Source organism: Altererythrobacter sp. Root672, assembly GCF_001427865.1.
GTDB lineage: Bacteria > Pseudomonadota > Alphaproteobacteria > Sphingomonadales > Sphingomonadaceae > Croceibacterium_A.
In genome coordinates, this window is sequence record NZ_LMHH01000001.1 from 1,315,415 (window position 1) to 1,333,922 (window position 18,508).

Annotated in this window: 19 protein-coding genes; 10 read left to right on the plus strand and 9 right to left on the minus strand. The window is 59.6% G+C overall.

The window, feature by feature from the left end; all coding sequences use genetic code 11:
- Both ASD76_RS06275 and ASD76_RS06280 read right to left on the minus strand, forming a co-directional pair.
- Nucleotides 1-822 carry a retropepsin-like aspartic protease gene (locus tag ASD76_RS06275; protein ID WP_156457565.1) on the minus strand — a complete coding sequence of 274 codons (822 nt, stop codon included), beginning with the start codon at nt 820-822 and terminating at the stop codon, nt 1-3.
- Between the two features lie 160 nt (nt 823-982).
- Nucleotides 983-1,381, minus strand: coding sequence for a hypothetical protein (locus tag ASD76_RS06280; protein ID WP_156457566.1), 399 nt, complete (start codon nt 1,379-1,381; stop codon nt 983-985).
- Nucleotides 1,382-1,590: 209 nt separating this feature from the next.
- On the opposite strand from ASD76_RS06280, the gene ASD76_RS06285 reads away from it, so the two are divergent.
- From ASD76_RS06285 to ASD76_RS18165, 4 genes are all read left to right on the plus strand, one after another.
- Nucleotides 1,591-2,145: a hypothetical protein gene (locus tag ASD76_RS06285; RefSeq protein ID WP_055920004.1), complete on the plus strand. Its 555-nt coding sequence runs from the start codon at nt 1,591-1,593 to the stop codon at nt 2,143-2,145.
- Between the two features lie 151 nt (nt 2,146-2,296).
- Nucleotides 2,297-2,479 carry a hypothetical protein gene (locus ASD76_RS06290; protein ID WP_055920007.1) on the plus strand — a complete coding sequence of 61 codons (183 nt, stop codon included), beginning with the start codon at nt 2,297-2,299 and terminating at the stop codon, nt 2,477-2,479.
- A gap of 483 nt (nt 2,480-2,962) precedes the next feature.
- Nucleotides 2,963-3,319, plus strand: a complete 357-nt coding sequence (locus tag ASD76_RS06295) for a hypothetical protein (RefSeq protein WP_156457567.1) — start codon at nt 2,963-2,965, stop codon at nt 3,317-3,319.
- Nucleotides 3,320-3,547: 228 nt separating this feature from the next.
- Nucleotides 3,548-3,700, plus strand: coding sequence for a hypothetical protein (locus ASD76_RS18165; RefSeq protein ID WP_156457568.1), 153 nt, complete (start codon nt 3,548-3,550; stop codon nt 3,698-3,700).
- Nucleotides 3,701-4,981: 1,281 nt separating this feature from the next.
- On the opposite strand, the gene ASD76_RS06300 is transcribed toward ASD76_RS18165, so the two are convergent.
- A complete protein-coding gene (locus tag ASD76_RS06300; protein ID WP_055920013.1) occupies nt 4,982-7,099 on the minus strand; it encodes a catalase in 2,118 nt (705 codons plus the stop codon).
- A 217-nt stretch (nt 7,100-7,316) separates the two neighbouring features.
- Between ASD76_RS06300 and ASD76_RS18170 the strand changes: the two genes are divergently transcribed.
- Nucleotides 7,317-7,610 (plus strand): hypothetical protein, encoded by a 294-nt coding sequence (locus tag ASD76_RS18170; RefSeq protein WP_235506532.1) that lies wholly within the window; start codon nt 7,317-7,319, stop codon nt 7,608-7,610.
- A 60-nt stretch (nt 7,611-7,670) separates the two neighbouring features.
- Here the strand turns inward: ASD76_RS18170 and ASD76_RS06310 are convergent, their stop codons facing one another.
- The 3 genes from ASD76_RS06310 to ASD76_RS06320 form a co-directional block, all read right to left on the minus strand.
- Nucleotides 7,671-8,789, minus strand: coding sequence for a PAS domain-containing sensor histidine kinase (locus ASD76_RS06310; protein ID WP_055920016.1), 1,119 nt, complete (start codon nt 8,787-8,789; stop codon nt 7,671-7,673).
- Nucleotides 8,782-9,546, minus strand: a complete 765-nt coding sequence (locus tag ASD76_RS06315; protein WP_235506534.1) for an alpha/beta fold hydrolase — start codon at nt 9,544-9,546, stop codon at nt 8,782-8,784. The genes ASD76_RS06310 and ASD76_RS06315 overlap by 8 nt, the downstream gene beginning before the upstream one ends.
- A gap of 136 nt (nt 9,547-9,682) precedes the next feature.
- Nucleotides 9,683-10,984, minus strand: coding sequence for an FAD-binding oxidoreductase (locus tag ASD76_RS06320; protein ID WP_082553634.1), 1,302 nt, complete (start codon nt 10,982-10,984; stop codon nt 9,683-9,685).
- Nucleotides 10,985-11,420: 436 nt separating this feature from the next.
- Here ASD76_RS06320 and ASD76_RS06330 point away from each other — a divergent pair, with 436 nt between their 5' ends.
- Complete coding sequence (locus ASD76_RS06330) at nt 11,421-12,029, plus strand: LuxR C-terminal-related transcriptional regulator (protein ID WP_055920028.1); 609 nt, start codon at nt 11,421-11,423, stop codon at nt 12,027-12,029.
- Between the two features lie 329 nt (nt 12,030-12,358).
- On the opposite strand, the gene ispH is transcribed toward ASD76_RS06330, so the two are convergent.
- Nucleotides 12,359-13,360 carry a 4-hydroxy-3-methylbut-2-enyl diphosphate reductase gene (gene ispH, locus ASD76_RS06340; RefSeq protein WP_055920035.1) on the minus strand — a complete coding sequence of 334 codons (1,002 nt, stop codon included), beginning with the start codon at nt 13,358-13,360 and terminating at the stop codon, nt 12,359-12,361.
- Between the two features lie 66 nt (nt 13,361-13,426).
- Nucleotides 13,427-13,837, minus strand: a complete 411-nt coding sequence (locus ASD76_RS06345; RefSeq protein WP_055920038.1) for a DUF2141 domain-containing protein — start codon at nt 13,835-13,837, stop codon at nt 13,427-13,429.
- Between the two features lie 478 nt (nt 13,838-14,315).
- Between ASD76_RS06345 and ASD76_RS06350 the strand changes: the two genes are divergently transcribed.
- The 3 genes from ASD76_RS06350 to rsgA all read left to right on the plus strand — a co-directional run bounded on the left by ASD76_RS06350 (nt 14,316) and on the right by rsgA (nt 17,119).
- Nucleotides 14,316-14,837 carry a pyridoxamine 5'-phosphate oxidase family protein gene (locus tag ASD76_RS06350; RefSeq protein ID WP_055920041.1) on the plus strand — a complete coding sequence of 174 codons (522 nt, stop codon included), beginning with the start codon at nt 14,316-14,318 and terminating at the stop codon, nt 14,835-14,837.
- Nucleotides 14,838-14,993: 156 nt separating this feature from the next.
- On the plus strand, nt 14,994-15,542 hold the full coding sequence (locus ASD76_RS06355) for a lipocalin family protein (RefSeq protein ID WP_055920044.1): 549 nt from the start codon (nt 14,994-14,996) through the stop codon (nt 15,540-15,542).
- Between the two features lie 569 nt (nt 15,543-16,111).
- Nucleotides 16,112-17,119: a ribosome small subunit-dependent GTPase A gene (gene rsgA / locus ASD76_RS06360; RefSeq protein ID WP_156457569.1), complete on the plus strand. Its 1,008-nt coding sequence runs from the start codon at nt 16,112-16,114 to the stop codon at nt 17,117-17,119.
- 178 nt (nt 17,120-17,297) lie between these two features.
- On the opposite strand, the gene purU is transcribed toward rsgA, so the two are convergent.
- On the minus strand, nt 17,298-18,146 hold the full coding sequence (gene purU, locus ASD76_RS06365) for a formyltetrahydrofolate deformylase (RefSeq protein WP_055920050.1): 849 nt from the start codon (nt 18,144-18,146) through the stop codon (nt 17,298-17,300).
- A gap of 147 nt (nt 18,147-18,293) precedes the next feature.
- On the opposite strand from purU, the gene ASD76_RS18740 reads away from it, so the two are divergent.
- Nucleotides 18,294-18,425 carry a hypothetical protein gene (locus tag ASD76_RS18740; protein WP_268760311.1) on the plus strand — a complete coding sequence of 44 codons (132 nt, stop codon included), beginning with the start codon at nt 18,294-18,296 and terminating at the stop codon, nt 18,423-18,425.
- Nucleotides 18,426-18,508: the final 83 nt, after the last annotated feature.

Below are 18,508 nucleotides of genomic sequence, written 5' to 3' on the forward strand. Positions count from 1 at the left end.
TCAACCCTTGCGCGGTTCCAGCCAGACCCTCCGGTCCTTGAAGTCTGCGGTTATGAGGAAATGACGCAGGATCGACGTGCCGAGGTTCAGGTCATTGGCGCTCGGTTGGTCGTCGACGGCCGCACGCACCTCGCGAAAGTCGGTGCCGGCGACCTCGAGTAGTGGAATGACCACGATGTCCCGACGTACTTCCCCGCCAATACCTCCACCCGCCTTCTGGCCCACGACCGCCAGCTTCAGCTTGTCGGCCAAGGCGCGCGAGATGAGCACCTCGCTGCCATTCCCAAGGTCAAATTCCGCCTGAGCCATCTGGCCACCCACTACGACCGGCAACGCCTCAACTCCGGCATGAGCGGTGAGCGGCAGTTCGCGGCCGGGAGGCGGGTCATCGCGCGATGCCAGGACGATGCTCCCTCCGCCAATATCGATGCGCACTCTGGCGGCGTCGAAGAACTCGCGCCCGATCACGGCGTTCGTGGGGCGCTTGATGAGGCGCTTGGAGAGTTCGCTGAGATCAGTCACCACCACCACTTCCGGGCGCAGGTCGAGACCGAGAACCTCGATCTGCACCCCCTCGACGATCAGCGCGCTGGTGCTGCCACCCGAGCCTCTGATCGTCTGAGCGGTTCCGCCCGAAATGTTCGCTCGCCGGGCAAATTCCGGGTCGATGAGCGTGGCTTCGGCCGCGCTATCCAGCAGCGCCTCGGTCTCCACGCCATTGACGCGAGCGTCCACAAAGAGACGTCCGTTATGAATAGCGAGGGGCTCAGCGGCAGCCGGAACGGCCAAGGCGAAAAGTAGGACCCCAAGGCTGCGGATCATCTGCTTCAATCCTGTGAGCGCCGGCGCGGAACTAAGGTCTATCAATTCGGTCTACGTCCGCAATGGGTCGCTAGCGCTCCGTCCGCAATCGGCTGCGAAGGGTGGAAAGCGGACGTCACTGACGCTTGAAAACAGATTGCATTGATAAGCTAGGTTGCAATCATGTATTTCGGACTTCCGCCTTCGCTCGTTCAATCAATCTCTCTAATCCACGTAAGATAGATCGACGCTTCATCTTGAGCGTCACAAGCTCATGCAAACTTTTCTTCAGGAAGTATACATCGGTCGTTTCTGCGGGAATACTCATCTGGAGGTAGAAGTCTCCATAGTGACTCGCATAGTTCCAGAGTTCGTGCGTTTTGCCGACAAGCGACTTGAGGGCGGGGCATGTCGACAGGTTCCGACCTTGTTGATCAAGCTCTCCCCAAAGGCCCATCGCTTGATTGCCTAGCTCGAAGAACTCCTTAGCGTGCTTCCGAAACTCGCGGGAAATCAGCTTCTGACTTAGCGCGATCATCGCGGCATCTCTCTGTTCGCCACTTGCCGTCGATGGGTTCAAGCGGAACCCCTAGATCGAGACCTATTAACGTCCGCTAAGGGTCGCTAACCGACTGTCCGCAATAGGCTGCGAAGGGTGGATTGGAGACTGTCGGCTTTTCGGGCGAATTGCCGAAAGTTGCCGCTGCGCTCGTTCTTTACAGCCGGCCCGCCTCGCACCATTGAGAAGCAAAGTTCGTTTGCGATGTTGCGCGAAACGAGGGGGCGATTGTGTTCGATTCGATAGGTGCGTTCACCAAGCAATTTACGCCTGTGGATGGGGGTTACCTCTATTATCCAACAAAGCGGGATGGCGGTAAGCTTGTGACTGCTGAGGAATATGAACAGTTGGCCGAAGGTTGGTGCAAGGTGGCTGGTCGCCGCGGTACATGGACGATCGCCGGTGTGGTCATGCTGGCGATCTTCGTTTGGACTGCCGTGTCGCAATTTTTGTCCCTGCCAGACTGGTCGGACTCGGTCTTAGTTGCCGCGTGCGTGATCGGTATTTCAGCGTGGCTGTTCTGGGCCAGCTTCGCACCACGTCGCCTGGTTAGGGACCGACCCTCGATAACACCGCCAAGACCGATTACAGAGATGAAGCGTCAAGCTCGAGCGCTGCTTAGTCGGCGCTTGATCATTTTCGTGCTTTTTTTCAGCGGTATCGCGTTTCTTGGTTCGTTGAGCTCGCCAAATCGCGATTTGAAATCATGGGCATGCCTCCTCGGAAGCGGAGCGATGTTCGGCGGTTATATTTGGGTAGCCATCATGAAGCTTCGGGACCGGTAGGCCTTGCTCAATCTGCCGCGAAATGTCCGCTAGTGGGACTGTGTCACGATCGTTCGAAAGGCAAGAATGGGTCGTTACAAGAATGGGTCGTTAGCGGCCAGTCTGCTTTCGACCCATTGCGAAGGTTGGCCGTTCCCGCGAGAATGCCACAATGACACATTGGACTTTCCGCGACTGGAAGCACCACACCATCGAGAAAATCGTTGGCAACGGCCTTGCCGCGCCCGAGGTGCACCGAGCCGATTATCTTCGATTGCAGATAGGGCTCGCAATTGAACAGGCGTTGCGACACGGACGATCGGGGCTTGGCGACGATGAGCCAGTTACGCCGTAGCCTGCAATGCGATCCAATGTCCGCTTTCCACCCATGGCGGCCATCCGGTGCTTCGACGGGGCCTTCGGAAGCAGACATTCCGCTTTGGGATTCGACGGAACCCCACCTGAATGACCGACATGGGCGCAAAGCTGCCCGCACGAACAACCGTCTCGGTCGCGTCCAAGTCAATCAGGGAAAGATGCCGAAAAACTCTGGTAGGACACACGGTTCGCGTCACCTTACGGCCAACTCGTATGCGGAGATGTCACCCCCACGTGCATCAAATTGCAACGATCGGCGCACCTCGATATTCCGAAAACTGCTCAGGATTTCGGTCATTTTCAAAGGCGTTGCGAGGCGCATTATTCACGACCCGAAAAATACGCGGGCGAGGCGGTGGGATAAGCACGTTCTGAGGGGCAACCGTTTCCCCCCTTCCCCTGCCCTATCCGGTAAACAGGTGCGTTCCGCTGTCTTGACGACCGGAATGGGTGGAAAGCGGTGCTCACCACCAACCCTATGTCTTCCTCTACTGCTCAATCGACGATAGCCATGCGGTTGGGCAATCAGGGGGATCTCATGTCAATGTGGCGCGCTTTCAACTTGATCGTACCTCTCGTTGTGCTGCCGTATCTCGCTGCCTGCAACTCACAGGCTGAAAGGCGGGCTGCCGAACTTCAGGAGACGTCCGAAAAGCTCGACGCACTCCGCCAGGATGCCATTGAGATCGCTGATCGGGCCAAAGCTGCGGAACAGGCAGCGCTGTTAGATGATCGGGGGGAAGGTCCCGATGCCGACAAGGGCGTAGACACCATTAGCCCCCAACAGCCTGACACCGTCGTCTATACACCGGATTAGCCTTTCCCGCGGCGCTGAGCGGGAAGGAGAAGGCTGGAGGATGACGAAGTGAGCGCACCTATGGCCATCACTGCGCCTGACAGGATCACGCTTCGCCCGCTAAGGCGGACGGTCTGGTCAGTCATCTGGCAAATATAGGCATTCGCGCCCGTGTTTACAGCGCGGATCCGATGGCCATTCGGCCAGAGCCTCTAGGAACTTTGCCAACCGGCCGGATTTCTACCTAATGTGGAAAGTTGCATTTTCGTCGCGTACCTGCTGATCGCCCTTGTCGCCGAGGCCGGGCTGTTGACCGCCTTCCTGGCGGGGCGGAAAGCCATGAGCGATACGCGCTGGTATGAACCCCATAGCGATCAGATGCGGAGGATGAAGGAGCGGTGACCACCCTATGCACTACGGAAATACCTTGATCCAAGCCTAACGTGACGGACGTCTGGCCGAACCAATCGGAGAAGGACGAATGCCAGACTGGCTTATCGTTGTACTGGTGATCCTGCTTTCGTTTTTGCTCTTGGGCAGTTGGTTTCTCGTGTCCTGGGGAATCCGCCGAAGAACCCGGCGTGGCCGGCGCTCGCGCATACTTCCCATGCGGGTCCGGCGGTCGCGCATCTTGCCCATGGAGGATCCCCCGAGAAGTCGGCGCAAGAACACCTGAGGCGCCCTTCGATCAGTGCGAAGAGGGGCGGTGACTCCACCCAGGAGACTCTGACGTTCATACGCCTGTGCCATCTCGAGGACCTTCGCCCTCGTTTCTTCGTCTGCCTCAGCAGCCGGCGTCGGCATTTCGAATGCCCAGACCCGCAAGGGCCTTCACCTACGGGTAGAATCAGGGTTGTAAGCCTGTGGTCCTTGCCAACCCTGCCCTGCTCTCGACCGAAATTTGCGGGAAGAAGGACATTGCTTCGCTCGAGCGGCGGAGGCGCTGTGGCGAGTGCGGAGAGCAAAAAGCCCGCATTACTGCCGAGCCAATAGCGAAGCCCAGAAGCCCAAGTGGGTGCTCGCCTGGAAGAAGCCGGAAGAATAGCGACAGGTCGAGGGAATCAGGCGCGCCGCATCAGGGGTCAAGCAAGGCACGACGCACCCGAGCGCCTTATAGCGTGCCCAGCAGCCACAACCTTAACCTTGATCATGCCGATACCAGGTGCTTGCGCCGACGATCAGGAGTATGACCATGTCATCGCCGGCTCCATTAGGCCTGCCTGCGCCTGAGAGACACGGATGAGCTCCCGCCTGGCAGGAGCACAGATATGTCCTGGATTCTCATTACGGCCCTAATCGTTCTTGCCTTCTTCGCATGTGCGTGGGTCATGTGTGAATGGGTCGCCAGACGGATGCGTCGATTGCCGGCGCGTGGCAGTGACTCTGCCCAGAACAAGCGGCGCTTGCCAGCAGCTCATCCAGAGGTATGGCACTAGGACAGAACCGGAGCGCCGGTCCCTCCTCCACTTTGAGCCTTGGCTTCGTATTCCTCAGCCAGCTCGATCAACGCATCGGCGGTGCGTTGGTCGGCCCCCCGCGCCATTCGACGGCATCTCTTGGCCTCCGCGGTATAGTAGGTGAGATCGTCCTCATCGGGCATAACGAGCTTACCGATGTAAGCTGTTGTCGTTCCTAACTTAACATTGCCGCGCTTGCGGCTGACAAGCTGCGATCATCCGACCATCATGGCAGCGTGCGCAGCTTTGGCTCGCGAGCCCAATAGCGCTTTGCTGCTGCTTCGACGAAGGTCTTATCGAGCGCGACCACACCCTCGTCGGGCTGGACCCCGGCCTTGTCGAGCAGCGGCTGCGCGGCGGGAGTATGGCCGATCGCTTTGAGATGCCCGAAGGCATCCATGACAAACTGGATTGCCGCAGCCTCGCCAAGCAAAAGTTTGGTTCCTTCCGCCGAGAGAGCAATCGCCACCGCGTCGACCAGCACCGATGGGAAACCAGCAAGTTGTCCGTCCGCCTTGAGTATTGAACCATCGGACAGCTTCGCGCCGCCGATCCTGGGCGCGATGACGATCGCGCGGGCGCCAGCGTCAGCGATCTGCTTGGTCAGGGCCGTCACGGTCTTCGCATCCGATCCGTCCGCAACGAGAATGCCAATCGCTCTTCCCTTGATCGAGTCCGGGGTCAGCGGCCCCTCGATGATGCGAAGCGCCGGTGAAAGCTTGAGATCCTGAACCGGCGTGACCGATTTCGAGGCCGGAGGAACGGCCATATTGAGCCCTTCGGCCACGCGCTTGGCCAACGACGGATCGACGTTGACGAGGTTCGACAGCATCCGCGTGCGGACATGCTCGAGCCCAACCTTGGACAATTCAAACACGAGCGCGAACGCAAGATGCGCCTGTTCTGGCGCCGCCAGCGAGCGGAAGAACAGCCGCGCCTGGCTGTAGTGGTCGGCAAAGCTCTCCGGGCGAAGGCGAAGCTTGTCGCCTTGCTCTTCGGCGCCATCGGCACTCGCGAAAGTCCCAAAGCCGGTCACCGGGCATTCGCGCGGTCCCGGCTCATCGCTGGGGCGTTGCTCCGCGCCTTCAGATAGCCCGTTGGGCTCGTAGTTGGTTCGCCCCTTGGGAATGGCCATCTGCATCATGCCGTCGCGCTGGAAATTCATCACTGGGCACTTCGGCGCGTTCACTGGCAACTGATGGAAGTTGGCGGTGCCGAGACGGCTCTTCTGGGTGTCGAGGTACGAGAACAACCGGCCCTGGAGGAGCGGATCGTTGGTGAAGTCGACGCCTGGGACAATGTTCGCCGGGCAGTAGGCAACCTGCTCGGTCTCGGCGAAGAAGTTATCCGGGTACCGGTCGAGTACCATCCGACCGATCGGTCGCACGGGGAGCACTTCCTCGGGAATGATCTTGGTCGGATCGAGCACGTCGAATGGGAGGGAGTCTGCAAAATCCTGGTCGAAGGCCTGAATACCGAGTTCCCATTCCGGGAAGTTGCCAGTGTCGATCGCTTCGAACAAGTCGCGGCGATGGAAATCGGGATCGGCACCGGCGATTTTGACCGCCTCGTCCCAGCACGTCGATTGCAGGCCCTGCGTGGGCTTCCAGTGGAACTTGACGAAAGTCGACTTCCCCGCGGCATTGACCAGGCGGAAGGTGTGCACACCAAACCCCTGCATCGTGCGCAGTGAGCGCGGAATGGTCCTGTCGGACATCGCCCACATGATCATGTGGGTGGATTCCGGCATGAGCGAGATGAAATCCCAAAAGGTGTCGTGCGCAGTCGCGGATTGCGGATAGCCACGGTCGGCTTCCATCTTCACCGCGTGCACGAGATCGGGAAACTTGATCGCATCCTGGATGAAAAAGACCGGGATGTTATTGCCGACGAGGTCCCAGTTGCCTTCCTGGGTATAAAATTTGACGGCGAACCCCCGCACGTCGCGCGGCGTATCGACTGAGCCCGCCCCACCGGCGACCGTCGAGAAGCGCACGAACACAGGCGTTCTTTCGTCGGGGCGTTGGAAGATGTCCGCCTTCGTAAGCTCGGCTAAGCTCTCATAGACCTCGAAAAAGCCGTGCGCTGCCGTACCGCGCGCATGAACAATGCGCTCCGGGATGCGCTCGTGATCGAAGTGGAAGATCTTCTCACGGAGAACGAAATCCTCCAGCAGTACGGGACCGCGCGACCCGGCCTTCAGCTGGTTCTGATTGTCAGAGACACGGATGCCCTGGTTGGTTGTGAGGTGGTCTTCACCCGTGTGCGGACCCTTTTCCGGCACATGCTGGTGAAGCTCTCCGCCGGGTGCCACGTCGGATGTGAATTTGCTCTTGGTGGCCATCTCGCGCTCCTGCTGATTTCTGGCACGCTCAGGCTCGGCATGCGATCCTCAACCGCCGGGCGGATGCAAAGGTCCATGATTGCCAAATGTCACTATCTGCCCACCGGACGCTCGTTCCGACAGATGTCGAGGACTCCACTTAAGTCGGCCGTTCCGGGTGCCATTGTCTGTCGCGAAGCATTGCGCAGGGAAGAACCACAGCAGCAAATCAGGGGTCATGATGTTCACCAACGACGCATATCGCCGCTGGCTCAATCTTGGCTTCGATGCCTGGGTGCTGGGAGTTGAGGCCTCCACGGTCATCGCCTTGAGGGCATCTAAGGCGGCCATGGGTGGTGACGCCGATGGCCGGGAGGCGCGGCGCATGATCAATGAAAAGGTCACCGCCGCGATCGAACTGCAAACGGCGTTTCTGACGGGACGCCTGGGAACCGATCCTGCTTCCGCCACGAAACGCGTCGTGCGCAAGTACACGCGCAAAGTTCGAGCTAACCGACGGCGCTTGTCTTAGGGCCATCAAGGCCCCTGGGATCAACTAGCTTCTCCGCCCGACAAGGCTCGAGTGCGGAGTCTATGCGTCGCGCGTTAGAGGCATAAGAAATGTGAAGCGCGTTTCACTTTCGTTCGAGACCAGCCCAATCGATCCCTCGTGCGCTTTGGCAATTTCGCTGACGATGAACAACCCAAGGCCTAGCCCGTTCTGGCTGCTGCGCACCGTCCCGCGGAAGAAAGGTTGAAAGAGCTGATCTTGCGTCGCGGCGTCGATCGGCGCGCCACCATTCGCAACAGAAATAGAAAGCCGATCACCCAGCGTGTCAGCCGTCAATCTGATCGGGGCTTCTGGATCCCCATGCGTAACCGCGTTCGATAGCAGATTGCCTACGAGTTGGCCGATCTTGACCCGGTCGCAATAGACTGGATCCTCAATCGATAAGGCGATGTCGAACACACGGTCCGGCGCGATGGTGCGCATTTCGGCGACAACTTGTTCAAGGACGGGTTGGAGCGGCTCTCGGCTATCGCAAGTTATCTCAAAGCCGTTGCCGAGCCGATTTCGGGCAAAGTCGAGCACGTTGTCGATCAGCGCCGACGCCCGTTTGCCGCTTGCCAACATCTCCCTGAGAATCAGATCGCCACGCTCGCTGAGCTGTTCGCGAGCTTGCAACATTTGAACGCCCGCCGTGATTGCGGCGAGCGGATTGCGCAGATCATGTCCGAGCACTGCGATGAACTGCTCTCGGAGAATCGCAGCATCTTGCTCAGCAGCAAACGCTGCTTCGACCTTGGTCAGTGACGCACGCAAGCCCCGCTCGTAACCAAGGCGGTCCACCGCCTTCAACAAAGTGAAGCGGGTAAAATGGTGCTTCCCCGCCTCGTCACGCTTCTCCGTCGCATTTGCGATCACGGGGATCTTGGAGCCGTCGGCATGGATCAGATCGAGCGCTATCTCATCAACGAAACCCTGCAGCCTCAGCAACGGCGCCAAGTGGGTTTCGTAGGCTATGCGGCCTCCGAAGCTCAGCACATCAAGGAATGAACGCCCCAACAACTCGCTGGCTGTTAGCCCTAACCAATTGGCGAGTGTTCGGTTCGCTTTGACGATGCGCGTATCGGGCGACAGCGAGATGTAGCCGCAGGGCGCTTGCTCATAGAGGTCGGAGAGATCCTCGGTAGGGAAGGTGTCAGACAAACGCGCGGATCGCCGCCGTCACTTCCTCTGGAGCGCTCAAGTTCGGGCAGTGGCCGGTTGCATCGAGCAAGACATAGGTGCTGCCGGGGATCCGGGAATGAACGTATTCACCGACGGTCGAGGGGGCGATGATGTCTTCCCGGCATTGCAGCACGAGCGTTCGGGCTTTGATTGCCGGCAGGTCATCGCGGTTGTCAGACAGAAACGTGACCCTGGCGAACTCGCGAGCGATCTTCGGATCGGTATGGCAGAAACTACTGGTCAACCGCTCGCCGAGTTCCGGACGGTCCGGATTGCCCATGATCGCAGGGCCCATCGCCGCCGACCAGCCGAGATGATTTTCCGCAAGAAACTCGAGCAGTTCGTCTATTTGCGCGCGGGAAAACCCGCCGTGATAGCTGTCGTCATCCAGGTAGCGGGCCGAAGGTCCGACCATGACGAGCTCGGAGAACATCTCAGGGGCCTTTAACGATGCCAGCGCACCGATCATCGCGCTTACCGAGTGCCCTACGAACACGGCGCCATGGAACCCGAGGGTACGGCCGATTTCAACTACGTCGTCGGCGTAGCCGTTCAAACTCGAATACTTCGAAGAATCATAGGCCGACAAATCGGATCTGCCGGCTCCGACGTAGTCGAAGAGGATGACGCGAAAATCCTGTTCGAACGAGGGAGCAACGGCGTCCCACATCTGCTGGTCGCACCCGAAACCGTGCGCAAACATCATCGAGCGGGAACCGGTTCCAGTGACTTTCACATTGTTTCGAGCAAGAACCATCCACCTTCATATCGCAGGCGAACGACAAGCTGCCCATCCAAATCTGCGGTGGGGTCAAATGGATGCCGGCCATTGGTTCCGCTCTTTCACCTATGCCCCGCTTGCTTGGCTTCAGTCAGGGCCAAGTGAAGAACAAGCTGTTTGGATCATATTTCGCGCGCAAGCTCTGCAGGCGCTGGAGGATTTGCGGTTCGAAGCATTCGGCCACACGCCCCGGCGACGCGGTCAAATCTGCTTCGCCAACGTAACGGCCTGAGCGAAAGAGGCTGAGCGCCGCGTCGACCCGCCGCACCCAAGCTCGGTTTACGTCATCGTCGGTCGCGTTGTCCCACATGGCGTAGATGCCGACACCCGTACCGCCGCCCACCGAGAGGGCACCATCTCTCGGTAGACAAACTCGTGAGTGGCCGCCGTAAGCCACCAGATCGATCGTCGAATGAGGGCTGCGCGCGGGGATGTCATGAACTGCGAGCAATAGCTCGCCCAACTTAGCGGTGGCCCACAGGTGATCCGCTGCAACGCGCTTTCCGCTTGGCATTGGCGACAGCTTGAACAGTTCGACGAACGGCAAGATCTCGGTGCAAGGATCGCCAATGGTGGTCGCTCCACGAGGTGGGGAGGCGAAGGACGACACTCGCGATCTCGCGTCAGCTTCGTCGTCTCCGCAGGCCGAAACCCGAAGCACGATGGCCTGCTCACCCGTGTCCCAATGCGACATCAGGAAGCAGCCGACTTCGGTTTCCGGAGCGGCCGCATCCGTCGCGGCCGTGAGCCAGTCGGCCAGTAGCGGCGCGCTAGCGGCAGGAAAGGCGCCTCGCCAGGCGCAGGTGACAGTTGGTAGCGGCCGGAGGGTGATGTGGTACGCAATCACCGCGGCGAAGAACCCGGGTCCTCCTCCACGAGCTGCCCAGAAGAGGTCCGGATGATTGCTCTCGCTGGCCAAGACAGTCTCACCATCCGCCAAGACCATTTCGATTGTGATGACGCTGGCGCAAGCTGCACCCCATTCGCCTGAATTCCAGCCGAAGCCGCCATTGAGGAGGTAACCGCTCACGCACACATCGGCGCAATGGCCAACCGGGAAAGCGAACCCGTGCGCGGCAAGCTTCTGGCTCAGCACGTCGCCGCGCACGCCCGCTCCAATTCGGGCAACGCGGGCCGCGCTGTCTATTTCGATGAAGTCCAACGCGCCGAGGTCAAGTAGCAATCCGCGATCCCGTAGTGCAGCACCACCATAGTGGTGGCCACCTCCCCGCGGAGACACCTTCAAGCCGTTTGCTGTCGCAAAGCGAACCACTTCAACCACTTGGTCTACGGAGCGAACCGTTATAATCCCATCTGGTTGCCGGGCCTGAGCGAGCCGCTTGTTCCAGATCGCCCGATCGCACTCTTCAGAGTACCCGGCTGAGCCCCTCATGGTCACACTCGCTAACGCCGCTGCAAGGGCATCTAAGGGCGAGCGGGCACACACTCCCTGCTAATCGAATACCTCGCCAAACAGTTCCGGCTCCCCGAGCCAAACCGACGCGGAGACTTGGCCGAATGACCTGTGCTGGCCGATAGCGGATCGTCCGCTCGTATCGGCTAGGCGCGATAAGCAGTCGCTCACGCGTACAACTTTGGTCTGGGCGACCGGCTGGGCTATCAAAGCCCGCTCTTCAATTGCCCACCGGCGTACTTCGACAAAGCCCATTCGATGGTCGGGGTGTTGGGGAAGGCACTCCGACGACCTTCGCGTGAGGCGAAGAGAGATCCGCCACCCGTTCTGTAAGGCGTCAGGTGCGACAACCGCATCCGGACCGCCGTCAAGTTGAAGCTTTGCAAGCCAGATCGGGCGCGGCTAAACTCATGCCGTGTCCGGATCCGCCGACCTAGATGATCTATTACGTTCGCTCTGCAATTCACCGATTGCGACCGTGGTTACCAATCCGCGAGCACCGGATAATCCCATCGTCGGGGTCAACGAGGCGTTCACCCGGCTGACCGGTTACGCAGCTTCCGAAGCCATTGGCCGGAACTGCCGGTTTTTGGCCGGCGGCCACACGAGACAAGCCGGCACAAGCATCCTCCGAGAGGCAATCGTAAGGCAACGACCCGTCTTGACCGAATTGTTGAATTACCGACAAGATCAGACGCCCTTCCGGAACGCAGTAATGATCGCCCCTCTTTTCGACGGTGAGGGCAGGCTGGAGTATTTCATCGGGTCGCAGATGGAGGTCGGCGGCGGTGATATGCCCTCGGTCGCCCGCAAGGAGGCGTCGAGGGAGCTGATCAACAGGCTGACGCCTCGCCAACGGCAGGTGCTCGGCGAGATGATACTCGGCTATCGCAACAAGCAGATCGCCGCACGGCTGGGCTTAAGTGAAAAGACGGTGAAGATGCATCGCAGCCTTTTGCTTGAGCGATTGGGCGCCATTTCGTCCATGGAAGCGGTCCGGATAGCGGTCGAGGCTGGAATCTGAGTTAGTAGTCTCGGGGGCTTGCGAAGCCGGCGATGGCGTGCGGCAAGAACAAGTCTATGCCGAACGATCGGAGGTGGTCCTTGGCCTGGCCGACCGACATGCGCGCCTGGGCGCGTACTCGCTCGCGTCCCAGCAGGGACACGAACTTGACGTTGCCCGCAGCGGCGTCCTTTCGTGGGCTCTTGCCGGGCCTTCGCGTCGCTGTCGTCGGCATCGAGGAGGTCGGCCGCAGTCTCGAATGCCAGACCGATGCGCGTCTGCGCCGGGTCGAACAGCCAGTCGATTTCCCCACAGACTAGCTTCCCGCCGTGGACAGCGTGACGTCGACTTCAAAAGGCCTGAGCATGATCATCGACTTTCATCCGCTTGAACATGGTCCCTTCGCTCGCCTCGCCAAACTCCTCCACGGTGATATCAAAGCGCTCGCGCAGCGCCGCGATGATTGCGGCAACGCTCGCTTCAGGGGTTGACGCAGCTGCCGTAATGCCGATCGAACGGCAATCTTCCAGCGAACGCCAGTCGATCTGCGAAGCTTCGGCAATGAGCTGCACCGACGCGCAACCGTGAGCCCTGGCCACTTCGGCCAGCCGGTTAGCGTTGGAAGAAAACGATTCTCCGGCCACCAGCACCGCGTCTACCTGCGGAACCATCTGCTTGACCGCGGCCTGCCGGTTGGTCGTCGCGTAGCAGATGTCGCTGCTCGCCGGGCCAACGATGTCCGGGAAGCGCGAGATTAGCGCGGTCACCACTTCGTCCGCCTCGTCAACGGAGTAGGTCGTCTGTATCGCGTAGGCCACCCCCGTGTCCGGCTCCAGACGGAGCTCAGCCACGTGTTCGATGTTCGCAACCACGCTGGCGGCCTCCTCCGGGATCTGGCCCAGGCTGCCTACGATTTCAGGATGTCCGGCATGGCCCACCAAGACCACGTGACGGCCCGCGCGGTGATGCTTGAGCACTTCGCGGTGAACTTTGGCGACCAGCGGGCAGACCGCATCGAAGTAGCGCAACTCCCGCCTCTGGGCCTCGTCAGTGACGCTGCGGGCGACGCCGTGCGCGGACAGGATCACCACTGCGCCATCCGGGGCTTCGTCAAGCTCTTGAATGAACACCGCACCCTTGTCTTCCAGCGATCTCACGACAGCCAGATTATGGACAATGGCGCGCCGCACGTAGACCGGCGGGCCGAACCGTTCGAGCGCATCTTCGACGGCGTCGATCGCCCTCCGGACGCCGGCGCAAAAACCGCGGGGGCCCGCCAGCAGAACGTTCAGTTGGGCGCGAGCTTGCGAGACCGCTCTGGGATCCGCGGCAGCACTGCTTCCGTGCGACATCGTTCTCCTTCCGGCCCCTACCCGCCGCGCGAAGGTACGAGACCCAAGGAAGGGCGTCCACATGGACTAAAGGAGGTACCGCATCCTGACCACCTGCAGATTCCGACCAGGCGTCAATGTGAAACTGGCTTCGCCGAATTTGGGCGGGCCGAACCGCATCGGTGGATTACCCGAAAAGCCATACCCCTCGCGCGGGATTTTAGCGAACGTGTCGAGCTTTCCGTTGCCGTTCTCGTCGTGGACAACTGACAGCGCATAGCTGCCGCTTGCCAAATGGCGAAAGCTCAGCTCGCCCGCCTCGTTCGCCGCCACGCTAAGACGATGCGCCCGCGCGTCGGCCTTGCAGTCGGGGAAGTAGGCCTCGACCTTTGTTAGGCAGACATGAACCATTCCCTTGGCGTTGCGCAGATGGGAGACTTCGACAAGCAGCTCAAACTCCTGAGGCTCGGCCGCCCGCGTTACCGCGGAAGTCGCCAAGACCCCAATCAGTACGGTAGATCCGATCCCAAAAGCGGAAATTGAGCACATAGTTTCACCTGTGATCGTGATGATGTCTCTGGTGGTGGCTCACGGTTACCAGCCATTTGCCTAGCCGACCATGAACCAGTTCGAGCGGGAAACCTCGCATCCCATTGGTTGGTGCCGCCCCTGACCTTCATGATTAAGAGCGGAGCCGTGTGAACGGCGATAAGCACGACCGAAGCAGGGATCGGCCGCTCAGGTCGAGCATCCAGGTGAGCAAGCTTATCGCAGGTCTGGCGATCGACGGTTTGCTCGCATGATCGATGGCGTGTGCCGCGCGAACACTGTCGGCAGAAATATCCATCGATGTGGCCAGTAGCACCAAGTGTGGCCAGGACTGCGATTTGATTCCCCCCTAGTCGGCCGGGAACCAATCGGGAGAGCGAGGTATTCAGAAGCCCTGTCAAATTGAACTGCACTAGAGGCTTTTGTCATGGTCATTGGTAACGACGAGTTGGATCTCAAGCGAGACTTCTGGAACGCGCTGGAGGAGAGCCAGACACTGATGCTGGGTCTCGTAGCGGACAGTGCGAAAATGCTGAGGCCGATGACCGCTCAAATCGATCGCTCTGGTCACGCCGAAGACGACAGCTTGGCAGAAATCTACTTCTTTGCCTCGCGCGAGGAGGGGGTGGGAGCGAGTCTATCGCATACCGAGAGCGAAGCTATCGCCGCATTCCAGTCGAAAGGGCATGATATCTTCGCTTCGATCCGGGGGTCGCTCGCCGTCGTCGACGATCGCGCGACGATCGAGAGGCTTTGGTCACCGTTTGCGGAACTCTACTACGAGGAGGGGAAGGCTGATCCCAACCTCCTCTTGCTCCGCCTCGATTCAGCAACAGCCGAGGTTTGGCGAGCCGACGCGACCGGTTTTTTCAAGTCTATTGTTTTCAAGTTGCTCGGCAGGGACCCGGGATGCGCAAACCCCGAGAATCGAATTGCGATCTCCCTCTGACGAAAGCGGAGCGCTGAGATGTCCGCCCTTCTTCTAAACTGAGGGGCGATCGCGGACCGCCGCCGTGTTGGCCCGAAAGCACTACTACCGCAGCCGGGCTAGCTGCAACGCGAACGGGGCCGGAACGTATTGTTCTGGAACCTTGAAGGAAATCCGATGAGAAAGGCAGTTCTGGCGGGCGGTGTGCTCGGCACAACGATTTTGATGGCAGCTACTGCGCTCGTCTTGCGACGAAGGCCCGTGGGCAACAAATCGGTTCCGGAACCTGCCAAACCTGTCGATGTCAAACGTTATATGGGCAGGTGGTATGAGCAATTCCGCTATGAAGCCTGGTTTGAAAAGGACCTCGACGCTGTCACTGCCGACTATGGGCTAAATGACGACGGCACGGTAACTGTCGTCAACAGGGGCCGAAAGGGCGGGCCGGGTGGGCGGATTAAGCAATCCATTGGGAACGCGAAAATTGAGGATACAGCCACCAACGCTAAACTGAAGGTCGCGTTCGTAAGACCGTTCTACGGAGACTATTGGGTGCTGGACCATGGCGACGAGTACCAGTGGTCCATTGTTGGCGAACCATCAGGTCGTTATCTTTGGATACTCACACGAGAAACGAATCCGAACCCGGACCTGTTAGAACAGCTAAAGAACCGCGCGCAGGAGATGGGATACGATCTTTCGTCGTTGCGGAATACCCAGCACTGAAAGCTTCTACCGACAAAGAGCATTTTGGGGTTGCGGTGACCGAAACTCCGACACCACTCATGACCGATCGTGGCCGATAGCGGACGGTCCGGATTCGGGCGGTGTGGGGCGAAAAGCTGCCGGTTAGCTCGTCGACTAATCTAGCGCCGGCCATCGAGAAGGGTGGCTGGGTATTCCTGATTTCGGGGTACTGGCCTACCAACTCCAAGCCGATGAACCTGCGTTCGCGATCAATGGAAAATAGCGCTTTACCCAGACTAAGCCGAAACCCCGCCATGGCCACCCGGGCGGAGGGCGGTCATCGCAGAAGGCCGAGCGCCGCTCTGCCTTTTTGAGTAAGCGCCCGGCTACCGTGGCGCCGTTCGACAAGTCCCTTCCGGTGCAGTTCCTGCCAGGTACTGACGTCAATATCAGAACCGGCGGAGACGCGACGCATTGCGTTCTGTTCGCCTTGGGTTAGGGCAGAGTTGCTCATTGGCGCGGTATGCCACTTGTCACTTCATGATGCCACGGGGCGGATGGGCCGAAGCCGCTCGTATCGAAATGGTCACTGCGTGACGCTTATGACAATGCCGGACCCAGACCTGCTCGAACTTGGCTGGAAGTCCTTTTTCAGCGACCAGCTCTCGCCCGAGGAGCGCTCGCAACTGCAATCGGCGCGCGTAATGGCGGTCCACCGGGGGAAGCTCGCCGTGGCAGGCTCCGGTCTCGATCAATTCATCACGCCAAGTTTGCCGAACTCAGATGCCGAGGAATACCAATTGGCAGTCGGTGACTGGCTGTTGCTCAATCCAGCGACATTGCAGATTTCACGCATCCTTCGTCGCGGCAGTCTGTTCAAACGGCGCGCGCCCGGAAGCGGCCGCAAGCTTCAACTCATCGCCGCTAATGTCGACACAGTGTTCATCGTTGCCTCGTGCAACCAGGATTTCAACCTCGCCCGGATCGAGCGTTACCTGATCCTGGCGCGCGAAGTCGGTGTCCATCCGGTCGTCGTACTGACCAAAGTTGATCTGACCGAAAGGCCTGACGAATTTGTGGACGCCGCACGCGGTCTGCAATCCGGCCTCGATGTGGAGATCATCAATGCTCGCGATCCCCTCAGCGCCGGTTCGCTCACTGCCTGGTGCGGTATAGGTGAGACGGTCGCGCTTCTCGGCTCTTCTGGGGTGGGAAAGTCGACCCTGATCAACACGCTCAGGGATTCTCAAGACATAGCCACGCAGGAAGTTCGGCAAGCCGATGGCAAGGGGCGCCACACGACTACCGTGCGCGAAATGCACCGTCTCGCGCAGGGCGGCTGGCTGCTGGATACGCCCGGCATGCGTGAGCTCCAGCTAACAGATGCGGCAGCGGGACTTGCGGCCGTTTTCGAAGATATCGTTTCCCTCGCGCAGCAGTGCAAATTTTCGAACTGCGCGCATGAAAGCGAGCCGGGATGTGAAGTGCAGAGGGCACTACAGGACGGTACCCTGGACCGGGAGCGGCTCGACCGCATGCGTAAGCTGACGGCCGAGGATGATCTAAACACACTAAACCTGGACGAGCACCACGCGCGGCCCCAGCGCCGGCACTAATGCCGCCCAGTTGTTGGGGTTCGCGACCAATGCAGCTGCAAGGAACTGTAATGTCGTCAGTCTCGCGCTCGTCACTTTCCGGTACAGCTAGCTTTTGCCAAAAAGCGGTCGTGAAGCCGACGCGACTAACGCCCTCAGGCGGTATGGCGCAGTTGCCCTTACAATCCCGACATACCGTTTAGTCGAACACCACCGTCCGATTGCCGTTCAAGAACACGCGGTATTCAAGGTGTGACTTGACCGCTCGCGCCAACACGCCGCGTTCGACATCTCGCCCCCTGGCGACAAGCTCATCAGGCGTTTCTCGATGGCTAACGACCGCTACGTCCTGAGCGATGATTGGCCCTTCATCGAGGTCGGTCGTCACGTAGTGGCTGGTCGCACCGATTAGCTTCACGCCGCGATCATAGGCCTGATGGTAAGGCTTCGCGCCCTTGAAGCCGGGCAGGAACGAGTGATGGATGTTGATGCAACGGCCCGACAGGAACGCGGTCAACTCGTCCGAAAAGATCTGCATGTAGCGTGCGAGCACGACCAGTTCTGCACCGCTTCGCGTCACGAGGTCTTTGATCTGCGCTTCCTGCTGAGGCTTCGTTTCCTTGGTGATCGGCAGGTAGTGATAGGGAATGTCCTGGATCAGTGAGGTGGTCAGCGCTTCGCGGGGATGATTGCTGATCGCCGCAACCACCTCCATGTTTATCTCGCCGATGCGCATGCGATAGAGCAAGTCGCCGAAAGCGTGGTCGAACTTGGATACCAGCAGCACGACCTTCGGCACGTAGCCGGGCGAACGCCACCGGCACTCCATTTCACACTCGCTTGCGATGGGCGCAAATCCGGTTTGCAACTCGTCGACAGGTGTCGTGCCTTTGAACTCGGCTCGCAGGAAAAAGCCCGCACTGATCGGGTCGGTGTATTGCTGCAGGTCTACGATGTCGGCGCCGCTAGCCGTCAGGAACGTCGAGACTCTTGCGACCAGGCCGGGCCGGTTCTTGCACGATAGCGCAAGGGTGAAGGTATCTTTCACAGGGACATTCTCCGTCGGAACCTAGTCTAGCGCGTCCGTCTTTGGGACCTAGCCCGTGACGTGCGAGGCTGATCTCTTCGCAATTCCAAGCAGGTACTTTTTGATCCTATAATACCCCCAGGCCAGGCAGGGGAGTGCTGATGACACTTGATCGGCTCACGCATCGGCTCGGAGCTCGAAGTCGGGACGATCCACGATGCCCATTACATGCATCGCGATCCAGCACTCGGCAAAGCAGCCATCCAAAAGCTCGAAGGGAGAGTGATTTCTCCCAACTAAGCGCCCAACCGTCTCGGACGCGTCCAGTTCAATCAGGGAAAAATGCTGAAAAACCCTGGTAGCGGAGGGGCGCTCATGCCTTA

What these genes read in the sequence shown, in the direction of transcription:
- ASD76_RS06275 (WP_156457565.1), bottom strand. Translation starts at nt 822, where the DNA reads ATGATCCGCAGCCTTGGGGTCCTACTTTTCGCCTTGGCCGTTCCGGCT.
- ASD76_RS06290 (WP_055920007.1), top strand. Translation starts at nt 2,297, where the DNA reads ATGACACATTGGACTTTCCGCGACTGGAAGCACCACACCATCGAGAAA.
- ASD76_RS06300 (WP_055920013.1), bottom strand. Translation starts at nt 7,099, where the DNA reads ATGGCCACCAAGAGCAAATTCACATCCGACGTGGCACCCGGCGGAGAG.
- ASD76_RS18170 (WP_235506532.1), top strand. Translation starts at nt 7,317, where the DNA reads ATGATGTTCACCAACGACGCATATCGCCGCTGGCTCAATCTTGGCTTC.
- ASD76_RS06320 (WP_082553634.1), bottom strand. Translation starts at nt 10,984, where the DNA reads ATGAGGGGCTCAGCCGGGTACTCTGAAGAGTGCGATCGGGCGATCTGG.
- ispH (WP_055920035.1), bottom strand. Translation starts at nt 13,360, where the DNA reads ATGTCGCACGGAAGCAGTGCTGCCGCGGATCCCAGAGCGGTCTCGCAA.
- ASD76_RS06350 (WP_055920041.1), top strand. Translation starts at nt 14,316, where the DNA reads ATGGTCATTGGTAACGACGAGTTGGATCTCAAGCGAGACTTCTGGAAC.
- ASD76_RS06355 (WP_055920044.1), top strand. Translation starts at nt 14,994, where the DNA reads ATGAGAAAGGCAGTTCTGGCGGGCGGTGTGCTCGGCACAACGATTTTG.
- rsgA (WP_156457569.1), top strand. Translation starts at nt 16,112, where the DNA reads ATGCCGGACCCAGACCTGCTCGAACTTGGCTGGAAGTCCTTTTTCAGC.